Genomic DNA, 18900 nt, shown 5'->3' on the forward strand with positions numbered 1-18900 from the left:
CGGTGCGTAGACAAAGTCACGCGAGGATAACCGATACGTGCCCGTGGGGGACAGGTCACGCTGCGTGCGCGGGCCTGGCGTGCACGACGAAGACGGCATCGGCCGCGGTCAGACGGTGGGAACCGCCGGCGCCGGGCGTCAGCGCGGACGCCTGGATCCGCGTGCCCTCGCCACGGTAGCCGAGCTCGCGCAGCAGCTCCAGCACGGCCACCGCCCGCTCGGCCGTGCCGAGCGGGCACACCAGCGCGCGGGGGCCGCGGGCGGCGCACGCCGCGACCACGTCGTCGCCGCCCCCGCCGACGAAGACGGCGTCGGGGTCGGGCAGCGGTTCGAGCGCGGCGGGCGCGTGCCCCCTGGTCAGGGCGACCTTGACGCCGTGGGCCAGCACGTTGGCACGCAGCCGCGCGCAGGCTGACTCGTCGCGTTCGACCGCCACGACGGCCGCGCCCAGCCTGGCGCACTCGACGGCGATCCCGCCCTCGCCCGCGCCGACGTCCCAGACCAGGTCGCCGAGCCGGGGACCCAGCTTGGCCAGGACGAACGCCCGCACCTCGGCGGGCAGCCCGCTCTCCCACGGCAGCGCCCACTCCGCCGGGCCGGGTTGCGCCCCGGCCACCCAGCCCGGCTGCCCGGGCCGGTGCAGCGGGTCGATGACGAGGACCACGTCGGGGTCCTTCCACGGCCGGGTGGTGGCCTCGCCCATGCGGCTGTGCGTGACGCGCTGTCCCGGGCCGCCCAGGTCCTCGCAGACGATCAGGGCGCGCGGCGTGGTCGGCGCCAGCTCCCTGGCGATCTCGGCGGGGCCGACGCCGGGCGCGACGAGCAGCGCGACCTTGGGATGGGCGCGGCAGGCGTTCACCACGCGGGCGAGCCGGCCGGGGCCGGAGGGGGCGACGACGAGGGCGTCCTCCCAGTTGAGCCCGGCGCAGGCGAAGGCGCGGCTGATCAGCGAGGTGGCCGGCAGGACGTCCGGCCGCAGGCCATGCGCCCGTAATGTGCGGACGACTCCGAAGAAGCCGGGATCGCCCTCGGCGACCACGACGGCCGGGCCCCGGTCCGGCCCGAGATGGCCGTCGAGGGCCTGGAGCACGTCGCCGTCGTCCGCGGCGCGTCCGTCGAGCCCGAGCCGGCCGAGAATGGCGGCGGGGCCCACGACGAGCTCCGCCTCACGCAGCCTGCCCGCGGCCCCGGCCGGCAGCTCGATCCCGTCCCAGCCGACAACCGTGATCATTCAGCCTCACCGTCCTCATCCCCAGGGTGACGGTTCCGGCCGGGTTTCACCATGGGCCGGGCAGGCCAGTCCGCTGTGTCCTCAGGCCAGGTCGGACGGGACCAGGCTGTAGACGACCAGGTCCTCGCCGTCGAGCGCGGCCCGGGCCACGCCCTCGCGGGTGAAGCCGGCCTTCTCCGCCACGCGTTGCGAGGCCGGGTTCGCCACCGCGGCCCGCAGTTGCAGCCGGCGGAAGCCGTGGCGCTCGAACAGCCAGCGGGCGATCGCGGTCACGGCCTCGCCCGCGTAGCCCCGGCCGCGGGCCCAGGGCGCGGTCATGTAGCCGACCTCGGCCGTACGGTTGTGCCAGTCGAGGTCCCTGAGGTCCACGTTGGCCACGAAACGGGTGGTGGTGAACTCCTCCACGGTGAACGCGATGCCCGCGCCCCTCATCCGCATCCGTTCGCAGATGCCGACGAACGCGCGGGCGTGCTCCTCGGTGTAGTCGCGGGGGACGCCGGTCCTGGCCTGGGTGAGCGGGTCGGCGCCGGTGGCGGCCAGGCCGGGCACGTCGGCGAGGACGGGCTGCCGCAGCAGCAGCCGGGGCGTGCGCAGCTCGGTCTTCGGCAGGGCGGGCGCGGGCTCGCCGGAGTCCTCGCGCAGCAGGCCGAGGACGACCAGGTCGTGCGGGCCGTCCTCCTCCAGCACGGCGGCGCGCAGCACGCCTTCCCAGGTGAAGCCGGCTTTCAGCGCGACGCGCAGGGAGGCCGGGTTGTCCAGGTTCGCGGTGAGGTCCACCCTGCGCAGGGCGGTGGTGGCGAACACCCAGGCGGTCAGGGCGCGCACGGCCTCGGTGGCGTAGCCGCGGCCCCGGTACGTCGGGTGGACGCCGTAGCCGACCTCGGTGGTGCCCGCCGTCCACGACGTCCTGAACAGGCTGATGGCGCCCACGATGCGGTCGTCGGCCTCGGTCATGGCCAGGTGCAGGCCCTGCTGCGAGCGGTACAGCTCGTGCACGCCGTGCGCGAGCCACTGGCCGACGCCGGAGGCGTGGACGGGCGCGCCCGGCGGGAGGAAGCGGTCCCCGGGCTCCACCGTCTCCACCACCGACCGCACGCGGGCGGCGTCACGGGGGTCGAACGGCCGGAGCACGAGCCGTCCGGCGGCGATGCGCGCATCGGGATCGAACACGTGCGCACCCTACACACTCACGATGTTTGCCCACGAAAGCGGGGGTAGGGGCCGATTCGAGAGGAGTGAGGGAACTATGGAACGTGGGAGCGACAAACACGGTCCGCGCCTGGACGATCAGCAGAAGCACGAGACCGAGGGCATGGTCCGCGGCGGCGGCAGCACGCACGCCGAGGAGTGGAAGGAGACCGAGTCCATGCCCGGCCCCGGCGAGGAGTCAGGGCAGTCGTACCCCCCGGGACACGAGCCCGGCACCCCCCAAGGCATCACCCAGCGCGGCGTCGACATCCGCAGCGACCTGGCCAAATGGCTCAGCGACACCCCTTGGCCCGCCTCCAAGGACGACCTGCTCCAGCACGCCGAGGACGTGGACGCTCCCGACCAGGTGGCCGACATGGTGCGATCCCTTCCCGACCGCCGTTTTGTGAACATCGCCGACGTGGCCAAGGCGCTCGGCCTCGGCATCGAAGAGCGGAGGTGGTGACCTGTGCGTCTCGACTTCATCAGGCCGCTGTACGAGCGGCGGGGCCCGTACGCGTCGGTCTATCTGGGCGCGCTCACCGAGCCGCAGCGGGAGACGCACTGGCACAGCGTGCGTGACCAGCTCGACGGGACCGACCCCGAGACCATCGACGCCCTGGAGGTGGCCGCCAACCGGCCGTCGCCCGGCCAGGCGCTGTTCGCCACGCACGGCGCGGTGGTGCTGGCCGAGCCGCTGTCGCGGGCGCCGTACGAGATGGCGACCGTGTCGCCGCTGCCGCACGTCACGCCGATGCTGAGGCAGCGCGGCGAGAACGTGCCGCACCTGCGCGTCATCGTGGACCACGCCGGGGCCGAGCTGTCGGTGTTCGGCGGCGGCGCGCCGCGCACGACCACCGTGGCGGCGGCCGACTGGCCGCTGCAGAAGACCGCCCAGGGCGGCTGGTCGCAGAAGCGGTACGAGCGGGGCGCCGAGGAGACGTGGGAGAAGAACGCAGTCGCCGTCGCCCGCGAGATCGACGAGCAGGTCCGCAGGATCGGCGCCGAGCTGATCATCGTGGCCGGCGAGCCGAAGTCACGCTCCTACCTGCTGCAACACCTCAGCACCAAGTCCGCCGACCGGGTGATGATGGTCGAGCACGGCAGCCGCTCCGACCACGGCCAGTTCGAGGCCGACGTCGAGCGCGCGCTGGACGACTGGCTCGAACGCCGCCGCGCCGAGCTGCTCGACCGCCACCGCGAGTCCTCGGGCCCGGCCGGCCTGTCCCAGGTCGCGCACGCCCTGCGCGAGGGCAGGGTGCACGCGGTGCTCATGCCCGCCCAGCTCGACCGGACCGTGTGGACCGGCGAGGGCGGCACCCAGCTCTCCACCGACCAGGGCGAGCTGCGGCGCTGGGGCGTCGAGCAGCCCGTCGAGGAGCGCGCGGACTCGGCCGTGGTCAGGGCCGCCGCCATGACGGACGCCGAACTGTGGTTCACCGACGACGTGCAGGACGTGGCGGCCGTGCTCAGGTACTGACGACCCACGCCGTCGCTGCGGCGCCAGGTACTGACGACCCGCGCCGTCGCTGCGGCGCCGGGTGCCGACGGCCCGCCACGCGGCGCCGGCGCTCAGGTGCTGATGATCACTTCGAGGGTCCGGGGGCCGTGCACGCCCTCGACCCGGTTCAGCTCGATGTCGCTGGTCGCCGACGGGCCGCTGATCCAGGTGAGCGGGCGGGCCGGGTCGAGCCTGGCCACCCCCTCGGGCACGCCCGCGACGATCTGGCCGGCGCGCACCACGCACACGTGGTGGTCGGGGATCAGCGTCTGCGCCCTGGCGCCCTGACCGGGCCCGTGGTCGAGGACGATGGTCCCGGTCTCGGCTATGGCCACCGCGCAGCCGGTGATCACCCCGTCGGCGGCGTCGAGGGTGTCCCAGCGCCGGTCGGTGCCGGCGTCCGGGCTGCTCGGGGCCGCCCAGGCGAAGCCGTCCGGGACGATCATGCGGCGGCCGGCGGCCAGCTCGGCCAGCTTGCCGGGCACGTCCGCGTCGGGCAGCACGTGCACGACGGCCCGGTAGTCGCGCACCCGCTCGGCGAACAGGCCCACCACGTCGTCCACGTCCGGGCGGATGCGGTAGTGCCGGGCGACCTCCGTCTCGGGCGCGTCCGCGACCGCCTTCCTGACCTTGGCCAGGATCTCCTCACGCGCGCCCATCGTTCCGCTCCCACCAGTCTCTGAAGGATTCTTCCGGGATGTCGGGCACGTCCCGGGTGTCGGTCCAGGCCGCCAGCGGGCCGGGCAGCCGCCGCTTGGGCACCAGCCTGCGCAGCCGGGCGGCCAGCCGCTGCGCCCTGGCCAGCCGGGCCTGGTCGTTCAGCACCCAGCCGGCGGCCTTCATGCCCGCGCGCTCGGCCGCCGCGTGCGGCGCCCTGGCCCGCAGGTCCACCAGCACCTCGGGGATGTCGATGGCCACCGGGCAGACCTCCAGGCAGGCCCCGCACAGGCTGGAGGCGAACGGCAGCGAGGCGTCCAGGTCCGAGGACATGCCCCTGAGCTGCGGGGTGAGGATGGCCCCGATCGGCCCGGGATAGACCGAGCCGTACGCGTGGCCGCCCGCGCGTTCGTAGACCGGGCACACGTTCAGGCAGGCCGAGCAGCGGATGCAGCGCAGTGCCTGGCGGCCCACCTCGTCGGCGAGCACGTCGGTGCGGCCGTTGTCGAGCAGCACCAGGTGGAAGTCCTGGCCCTCGGTGGCGCCGGTCCACGTGCTGGTGTACGGATTCATCCGCTCACCTGTGGAGCTGCGCGGAAGAAGCTGGAGGAAGACCTCCAGATCCCGCCAGGTCGGCAGCAGCTTCTCGATGCCGACGACGCTGATGAGCGTCTCGGGGAGGGTCAGGCACATGCGGCCGTTGCCCTCCGACTCCAGCACGACCAGCGTGCCGGTCTCGGCGATCATGAAGTTCGCCCCGGAGACGGCGACCTTGCTCCGGAGGAAACGTTCGCGCAGGTGGAGCCGGGCGGCCTCGGCCAGGGCGGGCGGCTCGTCGGTGAGGCCGTCGGGCACGCCGGGCATGCGGTCGAGGAAGATCTCGCGGATCTCCGAGCGGTTGCGGTGGATCGCGGGGACCAGGATGTGGCTGGGGAAGTCGTCCCCGAGCTGCACGATCAGCTCGGCCAGGTCCGTCTCGTACGCGGTGATGCCACGCCGGGCCAGCGCCTCGTTGAGCCCGATCTCCTGGGTGGCCATCGACTTGACCTTGACCACCTCGGTCTCGCCGGTGGCCGCGACCAGGTCGCCGACGATGCGGTTGGCCTCCTCGGCGTCCCTGGCCCAGTGGACGGTGCCGCCCGCCCGCCGGACGGCCTCCTCCAGCTGGAGCAGGTAGCGGTCGAGGTGGCGGAGCGTGTGATCCTTGACGGCCTTGCCGGCCGCGCGCAGCTCGGCCCAGTCGGGCAGCTCGCCGACGACGCCGGCGCGCTTGCCGCGAATGGTGTGAGTGGCTTTCCGGAGGTTGAACCGCAGTTGCGAGTCCTCCACGGCTTTCGCCGCATTTTTCGGGAAATTTCCGGGCATGCCGAGGAAAGTCGCGCTCATCGGGTCTCCTCCGTGGCTGCGAGGATCTCCGCCAGGTGCATCGTCCTGACCCCCGTCTTCTGACGGCTCAGGGTGCCGCCGATGTGCATCAGGCACGAGTTGTCGGCCGCGCAGATGACCTCGGCGCCCGTGTCGAGGATGCCGCGCACCTTGTCGGCCCCCATGGCGGCCGACACCGCCGGGTTCTTGACCGCGAACGTGCCGCCGAAGCCGCAGCACTCCTCCGCGCCGGGCAGCGGCACGAGCTCCAGACCTCGGACCTTCCGCAGCAGCCGGGTGGGCCGGTCGCCCAGGTGCAGCCCGCGCAGCGAATGGCACGTCGGGTGATATGTCACCCGGTGCGGGAAATATGCTCCAACGTCGTCGACTTTCAGGACGTCCAGCAGGAACTCGCTCAGCTCGTACACCTTGGGCACGACCTCGGCCACGGCCGCCGCGCCCCTGCTGCCCGGCCGCACCAGCTTCGGGTACTGCTCGCGCACCATGGCCGCGCACGACCCGGACGGCGCCACGACGGCGTCGTACCCGGCGAACACCTCGGTGAACTTCCTGGCCAGCCGCACGCCCTCCGCCCGGTAACCGGTGTTGACGTGCATCTGCCCGCAGCACGTCTGGGCGACGGGGAAGTCCACGTCGCAGCCCAGCCTGCGCAGCAGCGACACGACGGCCTTGCCGGTGCCCGGGAAGAGCGTGTCGTTCACGCACGTGATGAACAGGGCGACTCGCACGACTCTCCCAACGAATGGTCCGACCACTGTATGGTCAGACCATACCCAACCACACTGTTCCGGGCCAGCACCGGGGAGGCATCGGTGAAACGCACACGGGCGTTCGAGGACGTGCTCGCCCAGATCGAACGGCGCATCGCCGAGGACGGCCTGACCGTGGGCGACCGGCTGCCCGGCGAACGCCAGCTCGCCGAGCAACTGGGCGTCGGCCGCTCGTCCGTGCGGGAGGCGCTGCGCGTCCTGGAGACCCTGGGCGTGGTGTCCTCGCAGGTGGGACGGGGTCCGGACGCGGGAGCCGTGCTGACCTCGCGGCCCGACACGGCGCTCACCGACCTGCTCCGGCTCAACCTCGGCCTGGCCACCCTGGAGCAGCGCGAGGTCGTGGACGCCCGGCTGATGATCGAACGCTGGTCGGCCGCGCACGCGGCGGCGACCCGAGCCGGCACGGCGGAGCTGGCCGCCGCGATCGAGGGCATGGACCGGGCGGCCACGGCCGAGGAGTTCGTGGAGCACGACACCGCCTTCCACTGCGCGATCGCGGACGCCTCGGGCAACCGGCTCATCGCCGCCATCATGCGCTCACTCCGGGACGCGATGCGCAGGAATGCCATCGAAGCGGTCGAACGCCTCGGCGACCCGTCCGTGCTGCGCGCCGACCACGAGCGCATCCGCGCGGCCATCGCGGCGGGCGACCCGGAGGAGGCCCAGCGGGCGGTGACCGACCACCTGGCGCACGCCTACCCCGCCCTGTTCCCCGGTCACTGACGCGCGTCGGCCTCCCGGCACCCCGCCCCCGAGCAGGCTCGCATCGCCTGGAGCCGGGCGTCGAGGTCGGCCAGCAGCGCCGGCTCGGCGGTGGCCGCGAGGTTGTCGAGCTGGTACGGGTCGGCGGCCAGGTCGTAGAGCTGCCGCTCCCCCGTGTCGTACCTGACGTAGGTGTAACGCTCGGTGCGCAGCGCCTGGTAGGAGGGCACCGGGGTCTGGGCCGCCGACGACCGGTTGACCGGCCTGTTGAACTCGACCAGCACGTTCTTGCGCCACTGGGCGGGCGGGCTGCCGCGCAGCAGCGGCACCAGCGAGCGCCCCTCGCTGAACGCCGGCACGGCGGCCCCGCCCAGCTCGGCGATCGTCGGCGCGATGTCCACGGTCGCGCCGAGCTGCCCGATCGTGGCCCCCGCCCGGATCCCCGGCCCGCGCACCACGAACGGAACCTTGATCGCCTCCTCGAACGGCGTCGTCTTGCCCTGGGGAAGCCGATGCGTGCCGAGATGGAAGCCGTTGTCGGAGGTGAAGATGATGTAGGTGTTGTCGAGCTTGCCGGACGCCTGCAGCGCCTCGATCACCGACCGGACCAGGTCGTCGACCCCCAGCATCGACCGCAGCCGCCTGCGGTGGCGCTCGTCGACCCGGTCGATGTCCTCCTGCGTCAGCGAGGGCAGGGAGCGCAGCCACAGCGGCTCCTTGCTCACTTCGGCCTGGTTGAACGACGGCGTGCGCGGCGCGGTGACCTCGGGGAGGTCGGCGACGTGCCGGACCGCCGGGTTGGCCGGGTTGTGCGGGCCGATGGGCGTCAGGTAGAGGAAGAACGGCTCGTCGGCCCCGGTGATGAAGTCGCGGGCCTTGTCGGCCAGCACGTCGGACAGGTAGTCCTCCTCCGACCAGCCGTAGTCGTACAGGTCGCCGTTCTCGTTGAGGCGGTAGCCGTACTCCTCGTAGAGCTTGCGGACCGGGACGTCCCATTCGTCCCAGCCGGGCGGCACGTAGGCGGCGTCGGCGGTGGCGCCGGGATAGTGGTTGAGGAACTTGCCCATCAGCGCGGTGCGGTAGCCGGCCTGCTGCATCCAGGTGCCGATCGTGGAACGTTCCAGATCGAGGGAATGGAAGCGGTCGAACCCCCCTTCGGGGGCGGTGTTGGTCAGGACGCCGTGGCTGTGGACGTACTGGGAGCGCAGGATCGACGTGCGCGAGGGGCAGCACCAGGAGTTCGTCACGAAGAACCGGCTGAAGGAGGTGCCCTTCGCCACCAGCTCCGAGTTGATGGCCGGGAAGTGGGGCAGCGTGCCGCTCTCCAGGTCGTCGGCCATCACGAACACGATGTTCGGCCGCGAGGCGCTCACGGCCATCGTCGGCTCGGCCGCCGGCGACAGCAGGAGCAGCAGGCAGAAGAGACGGCAGAGACTCTTGAGCACAATGTCTGATCTCCCCGGCTGATCACGCATTGACACTGCGCCCTCGGTAATGGAACTTTATTCCGGAGGTGCGTATGAAGCTCGGCCTGAACCTCGGTTACTGGCAGCGCGACGCCGACGACGCCACGGAGACCGTCCTCGCCGCCGAACGCCTCGGCTACGACTCGGTGTGGACCGCCGAGGCGTACGGCAGTGACGTCTTCACCCCGCTGGCCTGGTACGGGGCGCGTACGAGCCGGATCAAGCTGGGCACGTCGGTGGCGCAGATCTCGGCCCGCCCGCCGGTCACGACCGCGATGACCGCGATGACGCTCGACCACCTGACCGGCGGCCGGCTGCTGCTCGGCATCGGCGCCTCCGGCCCGCAGGTCGTGGAGGGCTGGTACGGGCAGCCGTTCGCCAGGCCCCTGGCCAGGACCCGCGAGTACGTCGAGATCATGCGCCGCGTGTGGCGCCGCGAGGAGCCCGTGACCAGCGACGGCGAGCACTACCCGCTGCCCCTGGCGGGCGGCCTGGGCAAGCCGCTCAAGCTCATCACCCACCCGCTGCGCCGCGACATCCCCGTCTACCTCGGCGCTGAGGGCCCGAAGAACGTCGCCCTGGCCGCCGAGGTCGCGCAGGGCTGGCTGCCGCTGTTCGCCTTCCCCGGCAAGATCGAGGAGATGTACGGCGACGCGCTGGCGGGCCGCGACCCCGGCTTCGAGATCGCCGCCATGGTGATGGTCGTCATCTCCGACGACGTCAGGGCCGCCCTCGACGGCGTCAAGATGATGCTCACGCTCTACATCGGCGGCATGGGCGCCAAGCAGCGCAACTTCCACGCCGACATCATCGGCCGCATGGGCTTCGCCGCGGCGGCCGAGCACATCCAGGCGCTCTACCTGGCCGGCCGCAAGGACGAGGCGTTCCGGGCGATCCCCGACGAGCTGGCCGACGGCATCTCGCTCGTCGGCCCGCCCGGCCGGATCAGGGAACGGCTCGAACTGTGGCACAAGAGCCCGGTCACCAGCCTGCTGGTGATGGGACCGCGCGACGAGCAGTCGCTGCGCACGGTCCGCGACCTCGTGCTCGGCTGATCCGTGCTGAGCTGACCCGTGCCGGGCCGGGCGGTCAGTCCGGCCGGGGCGCCGGGTCTTCGGTCACCGAGCGCAGCAGCGGCCTGCTCAGCGCGCCCGCGCCGATCACGCCCGCGAAGCCGACGCCCACGCAGACCAGCAGCGTGACCACGCCGCTCGTGCTCACTCCGCCGATCATGAACGGCACCGCGCAGAACGCGCCCACCAGGATCGCGCCGCCGCCCATCACGGCCATCGGGATCAGCGTCTCGGCCCGCCGGGCCCGGTCCAGGACCTCCAGGGGCGTGCCCGCCAGCCGCAGCAGCGCGTACGTCTGCCGCCGGTCCAGCACCGAGGACGCCGCGGTGATGCCCGCGCTGGCGATCGCCACCAGGAACGACACCGACAGCACCACGATCGTGCCCACCCGCACGTCGGCCAGGAGCAGCAGGCCGAAGCGCTGGTCGTCGGCCTTCGTCGTCGGGGTGCGCCCCGGCACGAGGTCGCTCAGCGCGGTGCGCGCCCGGTCGACCACGACGTCGTCGGCGCCGCTGCCGAGGGCCGCGACCACGGTGTGCTTGACGGTCTTCACCGTGGCCGTGATGCCCGCCCGCGCGAGCCGGTCGCGGGCCTGGTCAGCCACCTTCGCCGTCTCCCCCATCGGCGCCACGACGCTGAGCTGGGCGGGCCCGGTGTCACCGCCGAACGCGCCGGGGCTGAGCAGGCCGAGGAACCCGGCCACGAAGCCGGTCAGGGCCACGCCGCTGACGGTCCGCCAGGCCGAGCGCGGATCGTCCACCAGCCTGCGGGCCGCCAGCAGCCGCGCGGGCCGGCGCGCGGTCCTGGCGGCGACCTTGCCGATGAGGCCGACCACCCACGGTCCGGCCAGGTTCAGGCACAGGAACGCCAGCCCGAGCGCCACGGCCACGATCGCCACGCTGGTCCCCCTGGTGAGCAGCGGGAACGCGGCCAGCACCGCGAGCAGCGCGAGCACGCGGACGAACCGCATGCCGGGCGGCGTCTCCCGCTTGGCCACGCCGAGCGGACTGACCACGACCCGGCGCAGCCCGACCACCGCCGACAGCCCCACCAGCAGCGGCACCGCGACCAGCACGCCGGCCAGGATCAGCAGGTTCGGGAACAGGTCGGCGACGAACCAGGTGCCGCCCTGGATCGGGATGCGCGCCAGCAGCGGCACGGCCGCCCCGAACGCGACGGCCCCGGCCAGGGCCCCGGCGAAGGCCACCAGCACGGCCTCGGCCACCGTCATGCCGACCACCTGGCCCGGCGTCGCGCCGATCAGCCTGAGCGCGGCCAGCCGCTGGTCGCGCCGGGCGACGGTGAGCCTGGCCGCCGCGCCGCCGAACACCAGCAGCGGCACCACCATGAGCACGCTGGCGATCAGCGCCAGCACCTGGTACGCCTCGGCGTCCTCGCTGGGCGTGCCCGCCAGGGTCGCGACCTTGACCGGCGGCTTGCCGAGGATCCAGTCGTCGCTGCGCTCGGCGGTCATCGCGGGCGCGTCCGGCGCGTGGCCGACCACCGCGACCAGCTCCTCGGGCTGGACCAGCGCCTCGTCGCCCAGCACGCCCTTCACCGCCGGGTAGCGCTTGGCCAGCCGGTCGGCGGGCAGTTTCGCGGCCAGCTCGGACAGGGCGGGCGACAGCCACACCTCGCCGGGGGCCGGGAAGCGCGGCATGCCGGGCGGGGCGGGCGCCCCCGGCTTGAGCGCGGCCAGGTCGACGACGGTGATCGTCTTGCCGTCCACGTAGTCGAAGCGGGAGGCCTCGACGGCCACCGCGTCCTTCTGGGCCGCCGCCACGGGGTTGCGCCAGGCGCTGCGGTCGGCCCTGGCGCCGAAGGCGACGTTCGCGGCGACGGCGAACAGCAGCAGCGCCGTGGCCACCGCGACCGCGCCGAAGGTGAGCCAGGTGCCCAGCATGCCCCTGCGGCCGCCGCCCTTGAGCAGCCGCCAGGTCAGGTCGAGGTTCACGCGGTCACCCCGTGGGCGAGCAGGCGGCCGTCGCGGACCTCGACCGTGCGGTCGCACCAGGCGGCCACGTTGGGGTCGTGCGTGACGACGATCAGGCAGGCGTCGTTGTGCCTGGTCGCCTCGGTGAGCAGGCGCATGGTGTCCTGGCCGGTCTGCTGGTCGAGCGCGCCGGTCGGCTCGTCGGCGAAGACCACGGCGGGCTTGCTCACCAGCGCCCTGGCGATGGCCACGCGCTGGGCCTGGCCGCCGGACAGCTCGCCGGGCCGCCGGGTCTCCATCTGGTGCAGGCCGAGCAGCGGGAACCACTCGCGGGCCTGCCGTACGGCCTGGGCCCGCGGCACGCCGCCCAGCATGAGCGGGAGCGCCACGTTCTCCTCGGCGGGCAGCTCCGGCAGGAGCTGGCCGAACTGGAAGACGAAGCCGAAGCGGGTGCGGCGCAGGGCGCTGCGCTGACGCTCGCCCATGGCGTCGATGCGCTGGCCCAGCAGGTGGACCTCGCCGTCGTCCGGCTTCATGATGCCGGCCAGGCAGTGGAGGAGGGTCGACTTGCCGGAACCGCTCGGGCCCATGATGGCCACGGCCTCTCCCGCCCGTACCGTGATGTCCACGCCGCCCAGGGCGACCGTCTGCCCGAACCGCTTGGCCAGGGCTCGTCCAACAAGCACGTCGTTCATGGCCCCAACCCTTCCGCGGCGGGGGGTGGCGGCGGATCGGCCGTGCGTCCATTTCGGCCTCGGCCGAACGGCTGATCCTTAGAGTTGAGCCGTGACTATTCGGGTTCTCATCGCCGACGACCAGCAGCTGGTGCGCACCGGCTTCCAAATGATCTTGGACGCTCAACCGGACATGGAGGTCGTGGCCGCCGTGGCCGACGGCGCCGAGGCCGTGGCCGAGGCCAGGCGGCTGCGGCCGGACGTGTGCCTGCTCGACATCAGGATGCCCAAGCTCGACGGGCTGGAGGTGACCCGCGTGCTGGCCGGGCCGGGCGTGGAGAACCCGATGCGGGTGGTCATCGTCACCACCTTCGACCTCGACGAGTACGTCTACGGCGCGCTGCGCGCCGGGGCCACCGGCTTCCTGCTCAAGGACAGCGGCCCCACGCTGCTCATCGAGGCGGTCAGGGCCGCCGCCGGGGGCGACGCGCTGGTCTCGCCGTCGGTCACCGTACGGCTGCTGCAGCACCTGACCCAGCCCAGGCGGGCGGCCGAGCCGCCGAACGGCCCGCTGACCGACCGCGAGCTCGACGTCGTGCGCCTGGTGGCCAGAGGACGCACCAACCAGGAGGTGGCCGCCGAGCTGTTCGTGTCGCTGTCGACGGTGAAGACGCACCTGGGCAGCATCCAGGCGAAACTCGGTGTCCGCAATCGGGTGGGAATCGCAGCTTGGGCGTGGGAATCCGGCGTGGTGAGCTGATTAACAGCGGTGCTCACGGGATACAAGTGAGTCAGAACCTCAGCGCATGGCCCGGGGGGAGAACATCGTGCGCTACGCCCAGGCACCGCCTACCAAAGCTGCTTCCGCCGTATATGTGACGCTTGCCGCGCAGGTCCTCTCCCTGGGCGCCCTCGTGGTCTTCGAGCGGTCCCGCGGCCGTCATCTCGCCGTCCAGCTCGCCGCGTTCGGCGGCCGTCCCCACGGGGCGCAGGCGGAGGCGGTCGTGGGGGCGGTGACGATGTTCGCGGTGCTGATGATGCTGGTCGCGGGCACCTCCGTCGCCGCCGGGGCCGCCTACGTCACCTGGCTGGTGCGCGCCCGTCAGGTGAAGGACCGTTCCAGCCCCACCGGCCCGGTCGCGGCCGCGTGGCTGATCCCCGTCGTCAACCTGGTCGCGCCCGCGTTGCTGGTCGACGACATCTGGCGGCGGGCCAAGCCGCCGTCCGGGCGGCGCGGGCGGTGGCTGGTGCTGCTGACGGCGTGGTGGCTGAGCTGGCTGGGCATGCTGACGCTGGTCACGGTCCGCCTCCCGCTGGAGTCCGCCTCCGACGGGCTGACCGGGGTGGGGTTGCTGGAGCTGGGCGGCGCGATGGTGGCGGCTCTGCTGTGCGCCGCCACCGTCCGCGAGGTCACCCGCGTCCAGCGGCTCGACGTGGCCGGACGGCTGCGCGCGGCGGTCGCCGAGTCCGCGCCCGGCCCCGAGGTCGTGACCCGGCTGACCACCCGGCCCGCGCAGGGCTCGGCCCCGTTCGGCCACACCGGCTGACGACCGCCGGCCGGGTGCGGGGTCAGGCCGCCGTCGGGCCGGAGCTGCCGGGGCTGGCGTGCCAGAGCTGCCGGGGCGGGGCGGCGATGGCGGGGCCGAGGTCGGAGTAGGGCGAGAGCCGGAAGCCGTTGGCGTACTCGATCCTGCGTCCGCCGACGCCGGGCCGCTCTTCGGGAGCCCGGTCGAGCAGCGCGCGGACGGCCTCCACGCCCTCCGCCCGCCACAGCGCGTCCAGGTCGGTCAGGTTCCAGCAGTCGACGGCGCGCATGGAGACCGCGCGGGCCCCCGTACGGCGGACCACCCCCCTGGCCAGCATGAGCCACGAGCCGAACACCGTCGCCGCGCACCTGCCCTGCACCGACTCGAAGAAGGTCAGGTCGACCGGCCCCGTCGAGTCGTCGAGGGTGGTGAAGATGACCCGCTGCCCCGAGCGCACGGCGGGCGTCTGGGTGGCCACCTTCACCCCTGCGACCAGCACCTCCGCGCCGTTGCGCTGGGCGAGCAGGTCCTTGGAGCGCACCACCCCGAGCGCGTCGAGCAGCTCGTCGTGGAAGCTGATGACGTGCCGGCTGACGTCGATGCCGAGGATCTCCAGCTCGGCCTCGACCATCTCCGTCTCCGTCATCTCGGGCAGCTCGCCGGGCGGCAGGTGCTCGCCGAAGCCGAGCGGCAGCTGCGTGGACGGCGGCTCGGCCCGGGGACGCGGCGGCGCCGCGGTGTAGCGCCTGGACCGGGGCGCGGCCGAGCGCACGCCGATCGACGACGCCCGCTCCAGCGCCCCCACCTGGGCGATCAGGTCGCGCCGGGTCAGCTCGCCCGGACGCCAGCGGGGGCCGCCGGGACGCAGGCCGTGCAGCGCGTCGAGGCCGCCGACCTGGACGATGCGCTCGATGGTCGGGCGCGAGGGCCTGGCCCGGTCCCAGAAGTCGGCCAGCGACGTGTACGGCTGCCCGGCCACCATGCGTTCGACCTCGGCCTCGCTCACCCCCTTGATCGCCGAGAACGGCACCCGCAGCGCGTAACCGCGGCCGATCTCCCCGATCCTGAACTCCTGCCGCACCGGACGCCGCTCCTCCCCCAGCTCCGACGGGCTCACCCGGAGCCGCAGCGGCGGGCGCGGGCCGAGCCGTTCCACCCGCCAGTCCTTGCCGGACCCGTTGACGTCGAGCGGCAGGATCTCCACCCCGCACTGCCGGGCCTCGTCGATGATGACGCGCGACGGGTACATGCCGGGCTCGTGGGTGAGCACCCCGGCGAAGAACGCCGCCGCGTGGTGCCGCTTGAGCCAGGCCGACTGGTAGGTGGGCAGCGCGAACGCCGCCGCGTGCGCCTTGCAGAACCCGAAGGCGCCGAACGCGTCGAGGACCTTCCAGGCCCGTTCCACCGCCGCGTCGCCGAACCCGTTGGCCCTGGCCAGCGGCACGAACGCCTTGCGCACCCGCTCCCGGCCCTCCGGCGTGCCGAGGGTGCGCCGCAGGGTCTCGGCGAAGGACAGGTCGCGTCCCGTCATCACCGAGATGATCTTCAGCACCTGCTCGTGGAAGACGACCACGCCGTGCGTCTCCTTCAGCGCCTCGCGCAGCCGGGCGTGCGGGTAGTACGGCTGCCGCCACCCGTGCCTGGCCTCCAGGTAGGGGGTGACCATGTCGGAGTTGACCGGCCCCGGCCGGAACAGGGAGATGTCCACGATCAGGTCGTGCATCCGGCGCGGCTCCAGCTTGGCCACCAGCTCCCGCTGGCCCGGCGACTCGATCTGGAAGCAGCCGAGCGTGCGGCTGGCGCAGATCATGTCGTAGGTCTCCTGGTCGTCGTGCGGGACGTACTCGACGCCGGGGTCGTCGCCGGCCTGCTCGTCCAGCCTGACCTCGATGTCGTCCACGCGTTTGATCTCGCTCAGCGTGTACGCCATGGCCGACTGCATCCGCACGCCCAGCACGTCCAGCTTGAGCAGGCCGGCCTCCTCCACGTCGTCCTTGTCGAACTGGGACATCGGGAACTCCAGCAGGCTGCGTTCCACCGGCGTCCTGTCGCGCAGGCCCGAGTTGCCGACCAGCACGCCGCACGGGTGCAGCGCGATGTGCCTGGGCAGGCCGTCGAGCTTCTCGGCCAGCCGGAACACCCGGTCGAGCCCGGCCTCGCCGAGCCGGCTCTCGCGCAGCTCGGGCAGGTCGGCCAGGGACGCGGTGATCTGCCTGGCCCTGATGTGCGGGAACGCCTTGGCGATGGCGTCGATCTCGTGCGGCGGCAGGCCCATCGCGCCGGCGACGTCCCTGATGGCGCTGCGCGCGCGGTAGGTCTCCATCATGGACACGCAGGCCACGCGGGCCTCGCCGTAGCGTTCGAAGATGGCCTTGTAGCAGTCGAGCCGGCGGGCCGACTCCACGTCCACGTCGATGTCGGGCAGGCCGACGCGGCCCTCCGACAGGAAACGCTCCATGAGCAGGCCGTGTTCGAGCGGGTTCACCTCGCCGATGCCGATGAGGTAGTTGACCAGGCTGCCGGCGCCCGAGCCGCGGATGGCGCAGCGGATGTCCATGCCGCGGATCATGTCGGTGATGCCGGCCACGGCGATGAAGTACCCCGACAGGCGCTTGCGCTCGATGACGTCCAGCTCGGCCCGCAGGCGTTCCCTGGCCTCCGCCGAACGGTCGAGGCCGCGCCTGACCAGGCCGTCCTCGACGCGGTTGCGCAGCAGCGGCACCGGGTCGCGGCCGACCTCGGGCAGGTTGAGGTCGGGCGGGTCGTTCCTGAGCGCGAGCAGCCGCAGCGGGTCCATCGAGCATGCCTCGGCCAGGCGCCTGGTGGTGAACAGCAGCCGGGCCACCCGCTCCCGGTCGGCGCCGCAGACCTTGGCCGCCACCTGCCACATCTCCTTGGTGCTCTTGAGATAGGCGTGCGAGGTGGTGCTCTCCAGGTGCCTGGGGTGCAGCGGGACGAGCCGGCGGGCCGCGTCGAGCACGTCGCCGACCTGGTGGTCGGCCGGGTCGAGGTAGCGGGCGGCATTGGTCAGCACGGCCGGCACGCCGGCGGACTCGGCCAGGCCGAGCATGCGGACGGCCGTGATGGCGTCGCGGAAGCCGTACTGGTCGACCAGTTCGATCACCACGCCGGGGACGGCGGCGCGCCACCGGCCGAGCAGCGTCCTGGCCTGCTCGTCGCGGCGTTCGGCGATCGCCCGGCCGACGTCGGAGCGCGGCCCGAGCAGCACCACGAGCCCGTCCTCGGCGCCGAACCCGTGGTCGCCGCCCGCCGGCCCGGCCCAGGCGCCGACCAGCTCGCGGGTCACCTTGGGCGCGCCGCGCTCGCCGGCGGCGTGCGCGGCGGTGACCAGGCGGCACAGCCGCGACCAGCCGCCGGAGCGGGCCAGCACGGTGACCCGGTCCTCGGCGTCCGGCCCGGTCCTGGGCCGCGGCGCGCGCATGCCGGGCGCCGCCGGGACGGCCGGGACGTCCAGCGCCAGGTTGACGCCGACCACGGGGGCGATCCCGGCGTCCGCGCACGCCTGGACGTGCTTGACCGCGCCGTAGAGCCCGTCGCGGTCGGTCAGCGCGAGGATGTCCATGCCGTGTTCGACGGCCCGTTCCACCAGGGCGTGCGGGAAGGCGGTGCCGTACCTCATGGAGTAGGCCGAGGCCACGTCGAGGTGCGGGAACGGGGGCGCCATCAGTCCCACGCCCGCAGCAGCAGCCAGCCGTCACCGGCGGTGTCGTAGCGCAGCTCGTACGAGCCGACCTCGCGCCCCGGGCTCGCCTCCACCCGCCAGAAGCGGCGCTCGCCGGGGTCGCCCTCGCCGGTCTTCCACCACTCGCGCGCCACGACCCAGTGGTCGAGCACGTTGCGGACGAGGTAGAGCCGGTCGCGCCAGACGAACTGGGTCGGCTCACCGTCTCTGGTCCACACCTCTATCGGATCGCCATAGAGTCTGCTCAAGACGCTTCTCCCCGCGGCTCTGGTTCCTTTGCTGAGCCACCCGGGGGAAGACGGGCGCTTATGTATCGAACATATGTTCTTACGGCCCGAAGCGCAAGTCGCCCGCCCGCCGCGTCAGAGGGTTGGCGCCGATCGAGTTGCGGATGCTGAAGGTGACGCTGCCCGCCCGGTAGCGGTCGTCGGAGGACTCCACCGGGCGGCCCTCGTGCGTGGTGGTGACGCGGCGCTGGCGCAGGAGCGGGCTGCCGCGCCGCACGCCCAGCAGCCGGGCATCCCCCGCGCCGGCGGGCACGGCGTCGATGAGGTGCTCGCCGTAGGCGAAGATCAGGCCGACGGACTCGTACAGGGCCTCGGTGACGGACGCGCAGTCGGCGGGCAGCGCCTCGACGGCGGGGGCCACCCACTCGGCGTAGACGGTCCGCTCGACCAGGACGGGCTCGCCCTCCAGCGAGCGCAGGCGCAGCACCTCCAGCACCTCGCCCCCGCCGAACCTGGCGGACTCGGGCGCGGTGGCGGCCCGGCGGCGCTGGGAGATCACCTGGCCGCCGATGCGGTAGCCGTTGGCCCTGGCCCACTGGGCGAAGCTGTGCAGCTCGGCGAAGCTCTGGCTGCGCGCGTTGCCGAGCACGATGCGCCTGGCGCCCTGCCTCGACCCCACCAGCCCCTCGGCGACCAGCACGGCCACCGCCTGCCGCACGGTCCCGCGCGCCGCCCGGTGCCGGGTGGCCAGCTCGGCCTCGCTCGGAAGCTGGGAACCGACCGGGTACGCGCCCGCCAGGATGTCATCACGCAGCTCAGCGGCTATCCGTTCATAGCGCGCAACCATTCGCGACCTTCTCCAT

At 73.1% G+C, this 18900-nt stretch carries 17 protein-coding genes; 6 read left to right on the forward strand and 11 right to left on the reverse strand.

The features are described from left to right. Positions 1 to 55 precede the first annotated feature (55 nt). Both AB0J46_RS26325 and AB0J46_RS26330 read right to left on the reverse strand, forming a co-directional pair. On the reverse strand, positions 56 to 1231 hold the full coding sequence (locus AB0J46_RS26325) for an SAM-dependent methyltransferase (protein ID WP_364336345.1): 1176 nt from the start codon (positions 1229 to 1231) through the stop codon (positions 56 to 58). An 81-nt stretch (positions 1232 to 1312) separates the two neighbouring features. Further along, positions 1313 to 2401, reverse strand: coding sequence for a GNAT family N-acetyltransferase (locus AB0J46_RS26330; protein ID WP_364336346.1), 1089 nt, complete (start codon positions 2399 to 2401; stop codon positions 1313 to 1315). A 76-nt stretch (positions 2402 to 2477) separates the two neighbouring features. Here AB0J46_RS26330 and AB0J46_RS26335 point away from each other — a divergent pair, with 76 nt between their 5' ends. Next, a complete protein-coding gene (locus AB0J46_RS26335; RefSeq protein WP_358294801.1) occupies positions 2478 to 2885 on the forward strand; it encodes a DUF2795 domain-containing protein in 408 nt (135 codons plus the stop codon). A 3-nt stretch (positions 2886 to 2888) separates the two neighbouring features. Then, the gene (locus tag AB0J46_RS26340) at positions 2889 to 3899 is read left to right on the forward strand and encodes a Vms1/Ankzf1 family peptidyl-tRNA hydrolase (RefSeq protein WP_364336348.1); all 1011 of its coding nucleotides are present in this window, start codon (positions 2889 to 2891) and stop codon (positions 3897 to 3899) included. Between the two features lie 92 nt (positions 3900 to 3991). Here AB0J46_RS26340 and AB0J46_RS26345 read toward each other — a convergent pair whose 3' ends face one another. From AB0J46_RS26345 to AB0J46_RS26355, 3 genes are read right to left on the reverse strand one after another with little or no spacing between them, the layout of a single operon-like run. Then, positions 3992 to 4579 (reverse strand): LUD domain-containing protein, encoded by a 588-nt coding sequence (locus AB0J46_RS26345; protein WP_364336350.1) that lies wholly within the window; start codon positions 4577 to 4579, stop codon positions 3992 to 3994. Continuing rightward, complete coding sequence (locus AB0J46_RS26350) at positions 4566 to 5963, reverse strand: lactate utilization protein B (protein WP_364336352.1); 1398 nt, start codon at positions 5961 to 5963, stop codon at positions 4566 to 4568. The genes AB0J46_RS26345 and AB0J46_RS26350 overlap by 14 nt, the downstream gene beginning before the upstream one ends. Beyond that, on the reverse strand, positions 5960 to 6691 hold the full coding sequence (locus tag AB0J46_RS26355) for a (Fe-S)-binding protein (protein ID WP_352322455.1): 732 nt from the start codon (positions 6689 to 6691) through the stop codon (positions 5960 to 5962). Before AB0J46_RS26355 ends, AB0J46_RS26350 begins: the two co-directional genes overlap by 4 nt. An 84-nt stretch (positions 6692 to 6775) precedes the next feature. Here AB0J46_RS26355 and AB0J46_RS26360 point away from each other — a divergent pair, with 84 nt between their 5' ends. Beyond that, the gene (locus AB0J46_RS26360) at positions 6776 to 7456 is read left to right on the forward strand and encodes an FCD domain-containing protein (protein WP_364336354.1); all 681 of its coding nucleotides are present in this window, start codon (positions 6776 to 6778) and stop codon (positions 7454 to 7456) included. Here the strand turns inward: AB0J46_RS26360 and AB0J46_RS26365 are convergent. Further along, the gene (locus AB0J46_RS26365; RefSeq protein WP_364336356.1) at positions 7450 to 8880 is read right to left on the reverse strand and encodes a sulfatase; all 1431 of its coding nucleotides are present in this window, start codon (positions 8878 to 8880) and stop codon (positions 7450 to 7452) included. The genes AB0J46_RS26360 and AB0J46_RS26365 overlap by 7 nt on opposite strands. Before the next feature lie 74 nt (positions 8881 to 8954). On the opposite strand from AB0J46_RS26365, the gene AB0J46_RS26370 reads away from it, so the two are divergent. Next, positions 8955 to 9956 (forward strand): LLM class F420-dependent oxidoreductase, encoded by a 1002-nt coding sequence (locus AB0J46_RS26370; RefSeq protein ID WP_364336358.1) that lies wholly within the window; start codon positions 8955 to 8957, stop codon positions 9954 to 9956. A 34-nt stretch (positions 9957 to 9990) separates the two neighbouring features. On the opposite strand, the gene AB0J46_RS26375 is transcribed toward AB0J46_RS26370, so the two are convergent. Both AB0J46_RS26375 and AB0J46_RS26380 read right to left on the reverse strand, forming a co-directional pair. After that, positions 9991 to 11928, reverse strand: coding sequence for an FtsX-like permease family protein (locus AB0J46_RS26375; RefSeq protein ID WP_364336360.1), 1938 nt, complete (start codon positions 11926 to 11928; stop codon positions 9991 to 9993). Next, positions 11925 to 12602 carry an ABC transporter ATP-binding protein gene (locus AB0J46_RS26380; RefSeq protein ID WP_364336362.1) on the reverse strand — a complete coding sequence of 226 codons (678 nt, stop codon included), beginning with the start codon at positions 12600 to 12602 and terminating at the stop codon, positions 11925 to 11927. Before AB0J46_RS26380 ends, AB0J46_RS26375 begins: the two co-directional genes overlap by 4 nt. 91 nt (positions 12603 to 12693) lie before the next feature. On the opposite strand from AB0J46_RS26380, the gene AB0J46_RS26385 reads away from it, so the two are divergent. After that, positions 12694 to 13341 carry a response regulator transcription factor gene (locus AB0J46_RS26385; protein WP_352323489.1) on the forward strand — a complete coding sequence of 216 codons (648 nt, stop codon included), beginning with the start codon at positions 12694 to 12696 and terminating at the stop codon, positions 13339 to 13341. 115 nt (positions 13342 to 13456) lie between these two features. After that, entirely contained in the window at positions 13457 to 14128 is a 672-nt protein-coding gene (locus AB0J46_RS26390; RefSeq protein ID WP_364336364.1) for a DUF4328 domain-containing protein, read from the forward strand. Positions 14129 to 14150: 22 nt separating this feature from the next. Here AB0J46_RS26390 and dnaE read toward each other — a convergent pair whose 3' ends face one another. From dnaE to AB0J46_RS26405, 3 genes are all read right to left on the reverse strand, one after another. Next, entirely contained in the window at positions 14151 to 17792 is a 3642-nt protein-coding gene (gene dnaE / locus AB0J46_RS26395) for a DNA polymerase III subunit alpha (protein ID WP_364336365.1), read from the reverse strand. Then, the gene (locus AB0J46_RS26400) at positions 17792 to 18058 is read right to left on the reverse strand and encodes a DUF6504 family protein (protein WP_352323492.1); all 267 of its coding nucleotides are present in this window, start codon (positions 18056 to 18058) and stop codon (positions 17792 to 17794) included. Before AB0J46_RS26400 ends, dnaE begins: the two co-directional genes overlap by 1 nt. Before the next feature lie 79 nt (positions 18059 to 18137). Beyond that, entirely contained in the window at positions 18138 to 18884 is a 747-nt protein-coding gene (locus AB0J46_RS26405; protein ID WP_358294820.1) for a GntR family transcriptional regulator, read from the reverse strand. Positions 18885 to 18900 lie beyond the last annotated feature (16 nt).

The organism is Nonomuraea sp. NPDC049758 (assembly GCF_040674635.1).
GTDB lineage: Bacteria > Actinomycetota > Actinomycetes > Streptosporangiales > Streptosporangiaceae > Nonomuraea.